Below are 10,819 nucleotides of genomic sequence, written 5' to 3'. Positions count from 1 at the left end.
CATGCATATCGCGCCACGGACAACCGACCCGCAGCACGTGAAGCATCCCGTTCAAAAAGCACCGATTATCATGCAACGGGCGCGACTTGCGCCCGCGTTCCCTCGGTAAAAGTGGCTCGATGATCCGCCACTCTGCATCGCTCAAATCGCCACGTGCCAAAACTGCCTCCTAAAAGGTAGTCTTGAATCAGACCAAAGCTGATTTGTGAACCCACTTTGTCAACATCGCCTAGTGGAAATCAACATTCAAGGTTTGGAAAGACGTACGCCCGCGCCGCCGGTCGGAGCCGGACCCTCTTTGAAAAAGATGATTCCACGCTCTTCATAAACGCGTTTGATCGCTGCGATCGTCACCGGTTGTGGACCACGGGGACCCAGGTCATCCTGTTCTACACGACTAACAGTGTTCGCAGTGACGTTTGCCAGTTCGGCAACCTCCCGAACTCCGAGCTTTAAAATCGCACGTGCGGCGCGTGCTTGGAGAGGATTCAAAGGTACCTCGTATTAATTTAGATACAGGGTATTTACAAATGATCTGTGTTGATATAAATACACCGTATTCATGGTGCCATCAATGTACCCAAGCTGTTTGCGGGGCGTTTTTACGTCCGGCACGTGTTGTTGTGTGCATTCTCTGAGGTCGCGCTAGCTTGGAATTGTCTGATCATGGAACATATCGGCTCCGCTATTTTGTGGCGATTATCGAGGAGCAGCCTGTCGGTGATGACCAACGCGGGGAAATCAAGCCATGCATGATCGAGCCACGATAGCGATGATCGGACATCCGCAACGGCAATCCTTAGCGGGTAGGGGAGTGGATACCACCTCGATCCACCCGATCGACCGGCATGTCGGCCAGCAGCTTCGGATCATCCGGATACATTCGAACCTGTCGCAGACCGAGCTCGGGAAATTGGTCAATCTGAGCTACCAGCAGATACAGAAATACGAGAGCGGCAAGAACCGTATGAGTGCCTCGGTGCTCTACGAGATCGCCAACTGTCTGAACGTTCCGGTCTCGCGCTTCTACGACGGTCTGCCGCAGATGGGATCAGAGCCGGTGAACAGCGGCTTGCCTGAGATAGACGAGCGCATCGCTTACCTGGCAACAAGCGAAGGCCGACGCTTCGTCGAAGAGATCCTGCGGCTTCCACCGCGGCTTAGGACCCGAGCCTTTGCCCTGATCCAGGTCTTGACTGTCGACGCTGCGTGAATTTCCGTCAGAAGCGGGCTCTTCCGCAATTTCGGTGCAATTCAGTTTCCGATGATGCGTGAGCGCAGGAGGTCCATCCCAGCTCTTCCGTGCATAGAGCGCTTGATGAGCTTTAGCTTATTAATCTTCCCCTCGACCTGGCCGCTACTCCAAGGCAAGGTCAATGCAGCATGAACTGCCTCGACGTCCCGACAGATCCGGCGCGCAAACGAAGACATCGGTCCGGTCATTGCGTCATTTAACCATGGCTTCAGATTTGGTTTAAGCGGCGCGAAGGCGCACGATCCGATGCCATATTTCCATAGCTGGATCGCCGTTCCGTTAACCTGATGTGGTGGATGGCGCCCTCCGACGACATCGAGCCAGCCCAACAATAGTCGTTTGTGTCAAAATAATCTCCGTAGGTTGAACGACGGAGCCACATAGCGTCGGCTGATAAAACATTGATGAGATCTGCGGGCGGAAGGACTGCCAACAACCTTTCAGAGAGTGATGGTCGCCGCCTCCACTGGGGACAAGTTCGTAACGTCAAGCTGCAGCAAGTTGGCCTCGTTGAGGTGATCATCCAGACTATGATGATCCTAAAGGCGGTCCAGACTGGGTTCCAAACCCGAACGGCTCCGGTTACGGATGGAAGGATAAAGATGGGAATGTACGGATTCCAACGGGCAAAGGCGGGCTCTTGAGTGTCCAGGCACGCGATCTTGTGGAGTCGACGCCCCGACGCCCCTATGTTATCAGATTGCTGGATGCGGACGAGGTGGTGGTCTTTGAACGAAAGTTTTAAGACACTGTTACGCAGGTCCGCTTGCATGAGAGCACCCGGAAGCTCGATATCTGGTTCGGTGCTGCTACTTTGCTCAATACGATGTAGATGAAATGCGATCTGGCCCGACAGAAGGCCCATCCGAAACAGTCGGTGGGCTAAAGGGTTTGAGCGACATCGAAAGGAGATTCTCCATGTCCTTCCCACCGCCTCGGTCAGAAGAAGCAACCCAGCGCTTGCAGGAATCAAGGCTGGCCGCCCGAATGGCTTTAGAAGCGGTTGTCGCAGCCGCCAACGAAGCCGGCTGGAATACTTGGGAGATTACTGACGCGCTGGTCGACGCTGCACTGCATCTAAAGCACGCTGAAAGCGCCGATCCTGGCCTCGCAGATGATCTGCCAATTGTCGACGCCGTTCGCGAACAGATCGGCCACGGTGAACAATTTGATTAGAAAATCGCTTCACGGCACGAGGAGCCTGCACGACTGGCGGCCGCCTCATGTTGTCAAGTCTCCCTCGTGAGGGTGTTGATCCGAATGGCGTCACTGAAGATTATTATCATGAATGACGCTCTCGGGACGCAATCGTGCAACTTTCGTGGCCAGCATTTCATTGGTGCGGTCTTCGTTCCGCGCTTCTAATGCAGCAATTAGGAGGGCATTGATGAAGATGCGGATCGTCTCGTCGAGATCGGCGCCAGGTTGCGACGAGTCCGGCCCGCAATCAACCGTCTCTCCAGCAAGCTCTTCGACGTGGAAGAGACCGCAGGTTTCGTCGGCTTCGTCGTCGGCCGTGAGCTCGAGGATACATGAGAAAGTGCCCGGTGCCTCAGCGGATCCTTGATCAACTCGACCTGAGGGCAACGTTGGTGGGCCGTACCCTCCTGAATCTCCCGCCGGCCGCGGTCTATCGGATTACCACTCGCTGAGGCGAAGAGCTTTGCATTGGCGGATTGTGCAACACGATTGACGTGTTCTGTCACTGTAGGATTGCCTGCCTGCCGTTAGCCTTCTTTCCGTCCGCAGATAGCAATCACACCGGACGTGTCGCCAGACCCATGCAAGTTGGTCTGCAATGCAGTTGCGCGAGACTGAGGGCACGGACCGTTCCAGCCCGTGGCCCTTCCTTTGCGGATTGCATCAATATTAGTTTATTCGAGAGGTTTCCTTTATGGACGTGTCAAAGGTCTCAAGGCGATCTGCCGTATTCCTGGCATTGGCATTGGCATTGGCATTGGCAACAGTCGGACTGGCCGCCGTGCCGGCAGCCTATGCGCAACAAGCCTCGCCAGCCGACGCCATCGTCGGTGTGTGGCAGGCGGACGATGGCAGCGTGAAGCTCGATATGTTCAAGGCGGGAACGGAGTTCCGTGCACGGCTACTCTACGGCAATCAGTTGGTGGAAGCCGACAACGTCACCTTCAAGAAGGACGCGAAAAATCCCGATCCCTCCTTGCGTTCCCGGTCGATGAAGAACGTCGTGTTTATCACCGGCTTGCGCTGGGATGCGGGGAGTTGGACAGGTGGCTCACTCTACGACGGCTCGTCGGGCCGCACGTATAACTGCCAAGTCACGATGCAGGGTAGTAAAATGAACCTGAGAGGCTATATCGGCATTTCCGCACTCGGCCAGACCAGGGCTTTCCATCGCGTGGGCGCGTAGCCCGCAATCATTGATTACCTGGACAAGCCACCATCTTTTGCCAACCGAGGCGCCCCCAACAAATCGGTCGTGGTCAGGTGGCTTGGCGTCGAGCGGGTGCAGCATGAGGCTGTGCTCGCCCGATTTGCCTCTTGCAGCGACCACGGAGACCGTTGGCCATGAACAGCCTGCCTTTGAACTGGTTGCTTGATTTCGGGCTGGTCGCCTATACACGCCACCGCTCGGCCGGCAAGCAGCTTTTCTGAAGACGACGGCATCGCACTTTGGCGTAATGTGCAACAGCGATGGCATCTTCCGTCAATGATCGGACGCGGCCGAGCTTCTATTTGTGATCTTGCGAACAGAGAGACAGATATGAGCAACACACGCAAGAAAACAGCACTCGTGACCGGCGCGTCCTCCGGCATGGGCAAGGAAATCGCAAAGCGTCTCATCAGTGATGGCTTCAGGGTTTATGTAGCGGCTCGTAGCGTCGATAAGATGCGTGATCTGGAGAAGATCGGCGCGCGTGCCCTACAAATGGATATTTCCGACGACGACGAGATCAACGCGGCCGTTAGCACCATTCTGGCAGAAAGCGGCGGCGTCGATGTCCTTGTCAACAATGCAGGCTTCGGACTGTATGGACCTGTTGAAGATATCGCGATGGATGAGGCGAGATATCAGTTCGAGGTCAATGTTTTCGGCCCGGCTCGCCTGACTCAGCTTCTCTTGCCGGCGATGCGGCAGAGAGGCTCGGGCACCATCGTTAACATTACCTCGATGGGCGGCAAGATCTATACATTGCTCGGTGCCTGGTATCATGCCACCAAGCACGCGCTTGAAGGTTGGTCGGACAGCCTGCGACTGGAGCTGGCTCCGTTCGGCATCAATGTCGTAGTCGTCGAACCAGGCCTGATCGAGACGGGATTTGGCGACGTGGTCGCCGACGGTCTCGTGAAGCGCTCTGGTGGAGGCGCCTATGCCAAGGTCTCGCAAGCCGTCGCCAAGACCACAAGAGCCACCTATGGCCATGGGCGCGGTACGGATCCGAAGGTGATCGCTGATGTCGTCTCGGCCGCAGTGCACGCGAGAAGGCCGCGGACGCGCTACGTCGCCGGCAAATATGCCAAGCCGATGATTGCGATCCGCAAATGGTTCGGCGATCAGATGTTCGATCGTATCATCATGAGTCAGATGCGCTAACATTCCCGAACGCGGATGAAGCGTACTCCTGCGAGATCAGGCTTGAAGGGTCGACGGAGATGAGTGTGATGCCGGCAGACAAATGCAAGGTGCCGCAAGCCTTCTGGCGTGCGGTCGAGCGGATCGGCCTGCCGCCGTCGGCGGTTCTGCGTCAGGCCCGTTTGCCTGCCACGCTGCACCTTGGCGAGAATGGCATGGTGACGACGGCGCAGTATTTTGCGATCTTCAGGGCGCTTGAGGAACTGGTGCCGGATCCTGCACTCGGACTTCGGCTCGTTCATGAGGCGGACACGGCGGTTCATCCACCATCGACCTTGGCCGCCTTTCACGCCAGGGATTTTCGCGACGCACTTTACCGGGTCGCGCGCTTCAAGCGGCTCTGTACGCCTGAGCAGTTGAGTTTCCATGAGGAGAAAGGCGAAGTCTCGATCACGAGCAACTGGGTTTACGCGATCGAGGCTGAGCCCGGCATTGCCACGGACGTCGCCTTCGCCTTCCTGGTCGAGCTTGGTCGCCGCGGAACGGGCCAGTCCCTGACACCGGTTCGGGTCGAGTTCATGCGTGTTGGACCAAAGAGCGACCTGTACCAGCTCTTCTTCGGGTGTCCTATCAAGTACGGTGCTCCGCAGAACAAGCTCGTCCTGAAATCCGCCGATCTTGACCGTCCGTTTCCGGGGCACAATCCCGAGCTCCTGGAAATCCTAACCCCTGCGCTTGCCGCCGCCATGGGTGAACTGCAAGCGCGCAGTTCCATTGGCGACCAAGTGAAAGTCGTCCTGAAACGGTCGCTTGCAAGCGGGCGGCCGGAGTTGTCGCAGATAGCGCAGGACCTCAACATGAGCGAACGAACGCTGCAAAGGCGCATCACCGATGAAGGCAAAACCTTCCGCGAGCTTCTGTCGGAAGCGCGCCAGGAACTCGGACGACAACTCCTGTCCAATCCGTCCACCGACATCGACGAGGTCGCGTGTCTTCTGGGTTATCAGGATCGCAGTTCCTTCTATCGCGCCTTTCGTGACTGGGAGGGGCTGACGCCCCTGCAGTGGCGCTCGCTAAATGGGCGAGACGCGTCACAATTCCATTTTCTGCATTGATGCAGATCGGACCTCGCATGCTCTCGCCGCWGCGGCGAGCGGCAGAGGCTATTTCCAGCTACCGAAGACAAATCCTTTGGCGGGCGCTGCAACAGGATTGGCATCGTCCGCCACTGCGTCGGCATGCCGCTGCTGATAGTTCACGATGCCGGGAAATTCAAAGCAGCTATCAGTTCAAGGAGATTAAGATGTCTGGTAAAGTATGGTTCATCACCGGCGCATCCCGCGGTTTCGGTCGCATTTGGGCGGAGGCGGCCCTGAAGCGCGGCGACAAGGTCGTGGCTACGGCGCGTTCTCTCGAAAGTGTTGCCGATCTCGGCGTACAATATGGCGATGCAGTTCTGCCGCTTGCGCTTGACGTCACGGATACCGACCAGGTTCGTAGCGTGATCGAGCGCGGTCATAACCATTTTGGCAGGCTGGACGTCGTCTTAAACAATGCCGGTTACGCGCTTGTGGGCGCCGTCGAGGAAACCGCCGAAGCCGACATCAAGGCGGAGTTCGAAACCAACTTCTTCGGGACACTGCGGGTGATCCAGGCGGCCCTGCCATTGCTGCGCAAGCAGGGCAGCGGCCATATCATCGGCGTCTCCAGCGTCGCGGGCCTCGTCGCGAGCCCGATCATCGGATTTTATCACGCCTCGAAATGGGCATTCGAGGCGTTGCATGAAAGTCTGGCGCAGGAAGTTGCCCGCCTCGGCATCAAGGTTACGATGCTGGAACCCGGCGCCTACGCGACCGGCTTCGCCAGCCAGACCTCTCTCAACATCTCGGCTGGTCTCGAGGCCTACTCGGATCTCAGGGCCGGAATCTTTGCGCGCGCCGCCAGCATTGCTTTTGGTGATCCTGAGGCGACGGTGGAGGCTGTTTTGACAATCGTCGATATGGATACCCCGCCGCTGCGGTTGTTCCTCGGCACCGAGGGACTTCCGGTCGTACGCGCGGCCTATGCGGCACGTCTAGCAACCTGGGAGGCCTGGGAAAGTGTCTCGAACGCGGCTCAGGGCGAGGCGAAGGTTCGGGAAATCGCTTCGCCGTGAATGCCATGTCTCCGGACATTTTGTCCCGTATTACATACGCCCCGGGCGGCGGCCCGAAATAGGTCGCCGTCGGGACGTTCTTAAACTTTGCGGGCGGGCCAGTGATAAAGCGCGGCACCACCTCGCAATCCCGGTCCTTCCCGCGAGGCTTCGACCTGTCGGTCGCGAAACCAGAATGTCAGCGAAACGACCGCCGTGCCGTCCTTCAGCATATGGTCGAGGAAGCTGCTGACCTTCCGCATCGGCTTGATCATCAGATAGCACGTCACGGCGTCGGCATCACCTATATCTTGGTTGAAGAAATTCCCCCAGCGGATGGTCACGTTCTCGAAGCGCCGCATCCGCAGCTTGGAGAACAAGTAGGGCACCGGCGAGATTTCGACCCCGCGGATTTCCGCATCCGGAAACGCGCGAGCAAGTGCGATGGCCATGGAGCCCCAGCCACTTCCGAGCTCGTAGATAATCGCACGCTTCGGCAAATTCGCATTCCGCAGCAACTCGATGACATCGGCGATTTCGGCTGCGCTGGATGGCACTGGTGGAACGCCCGTCAGACCGTGGAACAGGAGGATCGACAGACAGAGCGATAGCGCCATGATGATCGGAACGAGTGAAGGAAGATCGAGCATCGTTTATGCGATAACCTCGTTCCATTTTCTTATCAGCGGTCAATGACCCGATACGGCTGGTCGTAGGGAAGATGATGGTAATTGCACAAAATTGGGCTCTCGGCAGTGGCCTCAGCTGCCAAGATGATGATTGGCGGCGCCAAAATGTTTCGTGCGGGCCGGGATCGTAATTTCCCAGCTGAGGATTTTATTGAAATGCCAAGCTGAAAATCAGACAGCATCTCCGCCCTTGGGAACGGATCGTCATCCAATGCCGCAATTACTATGGCAATCGCAAACTGAAATTGAAATCCTTAGCAGAAAATCGAGCCGACTTTGACGTTTAAACCCACTGCTTCGAGATATTTCGCCGTTTGAAATCCGGAATTAGAAGCGACAACAGGTTGCACTCTCGGTCTATGTCGGATTGTGCTGAGGATTTAGTTGTGTTGTCCGATCAATCTGGCGATGCAGCGGCAATCCATCGAGGCTCCTGCTCGCTGTTACCTAGAGAAGCGTTCCACGCTCAAGAATAGCAAATCAGCCCAGAAATGAACCGCGAAAATATCCGGTGCTTTCTGTTTAAGGATGGAGTGCAACAATATCGCCGGGGTTATAAGTGGAAGTAACAATCCATGCGACAGCCGCTGAGGGTTTTGGCGAGGCTTCCGCTTCGTTGAACGTAGATTCTCCGTCCCGTCCAAACCGGAGTCGCAGGTTTTTTGTAACCAAGCGCTTAATCGCTTTCCCCGCTCATGAAGGAAATGCCGTGAACAGACTTCACCTGACAACCATGACCCTCGCCACCATGCTCCTGACCACTGCGTCCGTCGATGCTGCCGATTTCTCCGTCACGCCGGTGAAAGACGGCGACACCTTCATCGGTTGCCTCGCTCAGAACCCCGCGACAGGCGTCGGTCTTCTCGCCGTTGGCGACAAGGTCGTCCTGTTTGCCAATTCTTCGAAGTTCACTTTCGCCAAGGGCGATCAGGTGACCGGCTCCTGGTCGATCGATGGTGGCACGGCCACAAATTTCTCGTCGACTGCTGACACGGCAGCAACGGCAACGATCGACGTCCCGAACACGACCGAGGCCGTCATGGCGCTGACCAGCGGCAAGTCGCTGAGCCTGACCGCCAACAGCACGACTGCCGATTTCAGCCTTGCGGGCGGCGAGAAGGCTTTCATGGGCCTGTCCGAATGCATGACCACCCAGGCGGCGCAGACTGCTAACTAGGCCGCACCCATTTGCGAATGATATGGGGGTAGGCGAGACGCACTTTACAAACGTGTGTGGCGACCGTCCACCTTCACTTGGGACCCAAAAACATGACATCTTTGAAATTGACTGCAGCAACCACTGCGCTGGCAATCACTCTTAGCACGGGCATTGCTTCCGCGGCCCAATTTGGGGCGATTGCCTATTCGAGAGACACAGGCTCCTACGGCTCTTCTCATAATTATTCTTCGCGAGCTGGTGCTGAGGAGGAAGCGTTGTCGGGGTGTTCTTCCTATGCTGATGATTGCAGGGTGGTCGTCTATTTCCGCAACGCGTGCGGCGCACTCGCTGTCGGCAGTGAACGGGGCTACGGCTGGGGTTGGAGCGCAAGACGCAACCAAGCACGAAACATCGCGATCGCGAACTGTGAAGAAAATGATAGCGGCTGCCACGTCGTGAGCTGGACTTGCTCGAAATAGGGCTCGACGCACTTTTTAAATCGGGGCGTTTCTACGGTATGCCACTCGACGAAGACACGAGATGTGCTGTTATCTTCGTTACTGAATTCCGCGGAGACCCGATGTATGTCGGCTTGATCGAACATCCGCATCACATCTATCCTATCCATCTTGCGGCGCGGCTGCGCTGGCGATGTGTCGTCGCGCCGGAAGGAAAAACCCTGCAATCGCGCCGGCCAACGACAGCGTTGCGGCAAGCCCCATCGCGGCAGCAAATCCGCTCTCGAAATGCGCGGCCGAATCGACCGAACCGCTGGCCGAGAAGCTTGCCACCAGCGCGGCGATACCAAACATGCCGCCGAGGAAGCGGCCCATGTTGAACACGCCGGACGCCTTGCCCATTTCGGTCACCGCGACCGAGCTCAAGATGGCGTTCTGCGCCGCTGGCATCGCCATTGATACGCCAACGCCAGCCAACACCAGCGGCGCGACCAGAGCGGAGTAGGCAACCGCGGGACTCACGACATTCGCGATCCAGCCAAGCCCGATCGCCTGCATCAGCAATCCCGTCACCACGAGCGGCCGCTCGCCGAATTTGTTGACCACCGCGCCGGCGACCGGGGCGGTGACGAACAACGTCGCTGTCCAGGGCAGCAGGCGAAGTCCGGCGCCGAAGGCATCGAAGCCGAGCGTAGTCTGAAGGAACTGCGGCAGCAGGAACAATACGCCATACATCGCGGCGTAGAACAGGACGCTTGCGGACATGCCGGAGGCGAGGGCGCGCGATGCAAACAGCCGTATCGGCACCATCGGCGCGGCCGCGCGCAATTCCCAGAACACGAAGCAGGTTGCCAACGCCAGACCTGATATTAGCATGCCCATGACCTCGGCGCTCGCCCACCCCACAGCGTTGCCACGCAACAGGCTCCAGACCAGGGCTAGCGCTGCGAGGGCGACCAGCGACAGTCCGGGGAGGTCCATTGCGGCGGCCGGTCCGAAGCTTTCGCGCAAACGTGCCAGTACCAGCCCGAGCGCTATCATGCCGATCGGGAGGTTAATCCAGAAGACCCAGCGCCAGCCGAGGTGTTCGGTGATGAAGCCGCCGATGGCAGGGCCTACGATGAGCGCGCATCCGGTGATGCCGCTGAAAATACCGAGCGCACGGGCGCGCTCCTTCGGCCCGAACGTGCTGCTCAGGATCGCCATCGCAAGTGGCATCACCAGCGCAGCGCCGGCGCCCTGCAGCGCGCGGGCGGCGATCAGCGCGGTGGCATTGCCGGCCAGGGCGCAGGCCGTCGATGCAAAGACGAACAGCGCGATCCCAGCTGCGAACATGCGGCGGCGCCCGAAGCGGTCGCCCAGGGCGGCACCGGTCAGCAGCAGCACAGCAAAGGTCAGGTTGAAGGCGTTAACGGTCCACTGCAGGGTCTGGACCGGGCTGCCGAATTCGGCGCGTATGGCCGCGAACGCTGTCGTAATGATCATGGCATCCAGCGCCATCATGAAGGATGCCAGCGCGGTGACGCCAAGCACCCACTTCTGCTCGGCACGATCGGTCGGGGTCTGCATCGCCC

12 protein-coding genes and 2 pseudogenes are annotated in these 10,819 nt (G+C 58.0%); 9 read left to right on the top strand and 5 right to left on the bottom strand.

Going from position 1 to position 10,819, the window contains the following annotated elements; genetic code table 11:
* Window positions 1-160 (bottom strand): transposase (locus QD409_RS31910; RefSeq protein WP_430764673.1); only part of this gene is annotated, 160 nt, incomplete at its 3' end.
* 588 nt (window positions 161-748) lie between these two features.
* Between QD409_RS31910 and QD409_RS31905 the strand changes: the two genes are divergently transcribed.
* The gene (locus QD409_RS31905) at window positions 749-1,213 is read left to right on the top strand and encodes a helix-turn-helix domain-containing protein (protein WP_430764670.1); all 465 of its coding nucleotides are present in this window, start codon (window positions 749-751) and stop codon (window positions 1,211-1,213) included.
* Window positions 1,214-1,254: 41 nt separating this feature from the next.
* Here QD409_RS31905 and QD409_RS31900 read toward each other — a convergent pair.
* Window positions 1,255-1,422: pseudogene (locus QD409_RS31900) on the bottom strand (ISL3 family transposase); the annotation flags it as partial.
* 377 nt (window positions 1,423-1,799) lie between these two features.
* Here QD409_RS31900 and QD409_RS31895 point away from each other — a divergent pair.
* Window positions 1,800-2,000: pseudogene (locus QD409_RS31895) on the top strand (polymorphic toxin type 37 domain-containing protein); the annotation flags it as partial.
* Window positions 2,001-2,173: 173 nt separating this feature from the next.
* Window positions 2,174-2,431, top strand: coding sequence for a hypothetical protein (locus QD409_RS31890; RefSeq protein ID WP_092855375.1), 258 nt, complete (start codon window positions 2,174-2,176; stop codon window positions 2,429-2,431).
* 90 nt (window positions 2,432-2,521) lie between these two features.
* On the opposite strand, the gene QD409_RS31885 is transcribed toward QD409_RS31890, so the two are convergent.
* Complete coding sequence (locus QD409_RS31885) at window positions 2,522-2,842, bottom strand: hypothetical protein (RefSeq protein ID WP_430764669.1); 321 nt, start codon at window positions 2,840-2,842, stop codon at window positions 2,522-2,524.
* Between the two features lie 307 nt (window positions 2,843-3,149).
* Here QD409_RS31885 and QD409_RS31880 point away from each other — a divergent pair, with 307 nt between their 5' ends.
* From QD409_RS31880 to QD409_RS31865, 4 genes are all read left to right on the top strand, one after another.
* Window positions 3,150-3,641 (top strand): DUF2147 domain-containing protein, encoded by a 492-nt coding sequence (locus tag QD409_RS31880; RefSeq protein WP_430764668.1) that lies wholly within the window; start codon window positions 3,150-3,152, stop codon window positions 3,639-3,641.
* 354 nt (window positions 3,642-3,995) lie between these two features.
* A complete protein-coding gene (locus tag QD409_RS31875) occupies window positions 3,996-4,826 on the top strand; it encodes an oxidoreductase (RefSeq protein WP_430764667.1) in 831 nt (276 codons plus the stop codon).
* A gap of 59 nt (window positions 4,827-4,885) precedes the next feature.
* Window positions 4,886-5,920, top strand: a complete 1,035-nt coding sequence (locus QD409_RS31870) for an AraC family transcriptional regulator (protein WP_430764666.1) — start codon at window positions 4,886-4,888, stop codon at window positions 5,918-5,920.
* Between the two features lie 188 nt (window positions 5,921-6,108).
* Entirely contained in the window at window positions 6,109-6,960 is an 852-nt protein-coding gene (locus QD409_RS31865) for an SDR family NAD(P)-dependent oxidoreductase (RefSeq protein WP_430764665.1), read from the top strand.
* Window positions 6,961-7,040: 80 nt separating this feature from the next.
* On the opposite strand, the gene QD409_RS31860 is transcribed toward QD409_RS31865, so the two are convergent.
* The gene (locus QD409_RS31860) at window positions 7,041-7,589 is read right to left on the bottom strand and encodes a class I SAM-dependent methyltransferase (protein ID WP_430764664.1); all 549 of its coding nucleotides are present in this window, start codon (window positions 7,587-7,589) and stop codon (window positions 7,041-7,043) included.
* 748 nt (window positions 7,590-8,337) lie between these two features.
* On the opposite strand from QD409_RS31860, the gene QD409_RS31855 reads away from it, so the two are divergent.
* Window positions 8,338-8,805: a hypothetical protein gene (locus QD409_RS31855; protein WP_092855365.1), complete on the top strand. Its 468-nt coding sequence runs from the start codon at window positions 8,338-8,340 to the stop codon at window positions 8,803-8,805.
* A gap of 92 nt (window positions 8,806-8,897) precedes the next feature.
* Window positions 8,898-9,266, top strand: a complete 369-nt coding sequence (locus QD409_RS31850; RefSeq protein ID WP_092855364.1) for a DUF4189 domain-containing protein — start codon at window positions 8,898-8,900, stop codon at window positions 9,264-9,266.
* A 141-nt stretch (window positions 9,267-9,407) separates the two neighbouring features.
* Here QD409_RS31850 and QD409_RS31845 read toward each other — a convergent pair whose 3' ends face one another.
* Complete coding sequence (locus tag QD409_RS31845) at window positions 9,408-10,814, bottom strand: DHA2 family efflux MFS transporter permease subunit (protein ID WP_430764663.1); 1,407 nt, start codon at window positions 10,812-10,814, stop codon at window positions 9,408-9,410.
* Window positions 10,815-10,819: the final 5 nt, after the last annotated feature.

The organism is Rhizobium sp. BR 315 (genome assembly GCF_050577975.1).
In the GTDB taxonomy this organism is placed as follows: Bacteria; Pseudomonadota; Alphaproteobacteria; order Rhizobiales; family Rhizobiaceae; genus Rhizobium; species Rhizobium miluonense.
The sequence above is the reverse complement of the archived record's forward strand: the minus strand, read 5'-3'. Positions and strand labels throughout refer to the sequence as shown.